Here is a 608-nt window from a genome sequence, read left to right on the forward strand (position 1 = left end):
CGATCTTGAAGAGTTACAGAAAACCCCTCTACTGGGTGATGTGCCTATCTTGGGAGCGGCATTTCGGAAAGCATCCACAGACCGACGCCATACAGAGTTGATCATTGTTGCCACAGTCAATCTTGTTAAGCCAATAAAGAATAAAGAGATTCAACTTCCATACATCAGAAAAACCTCAACTCTGCACCGTTGGTTTAACGTGGATACTAATGACGTTGGCAATAAAGGCAATGACCCCACCATCAAATTGCTTTCTCAGGGAGGATTCATCCAATGAGACGAACATTAATGACATTGTTAGGTATCATTCTACTCACTGGCTGTGCAGAGCGTTACTTTTCGGGCTCTGGCGTAGAGGCCCTAATTTACCCAGAAACGCATGTGTATCAATTAACGATAAAATCGGTATCGGAATCTGCAGAGCAGCTCGGAGACATCATCGACAAAGTCAGTGAGATCGATTCCGGAGGCCATTATTTATTGGAATATCGCAACAGCAAAGGGAAAAAAGTGGTACAGCATACCCTGAAAACGAGAGCTACATTACCTTTGCGTGCGGACTCGTTCGAACTAAAGCCTAATAGCACTATAGATAGCGATCTGCTACT

The 608-nt window shown here is 44.1% G+C and carries 1 protein-coding gene and 1 pseudogene; both read left to right on the forward strand.

Features of this window, described 5'->3' with window-relative positions; translation table 11 throughout:
• Positions 1–277 (forward strand): annotated as a pseudogene (locus R8O10_RS26115) (pilus assembly protein CpaC); the annotation flags it as partial.
• The coding region (locus tag R8O10_RS26120) for a hypothetical protein (RefSeq protein ID WP_318192083.1) at positions 274–608 on the forward strand (335 nt) is incomplete at its 3' end. The pseudogene R8O10_RS26115 and the gene R8O10_RS26120, both read left to right, overlap by 4 nt.

This window comes from Vibrio sp. 1727 (assembly GCF_033344415.1).
Classification (GTDB): domain Bacteria; phylum Pseudomonadota; class Gammaproteobacteria; order Enterobacterales; family Vibrionaceae; genus Vibrio; species Vibrio alginolyticus.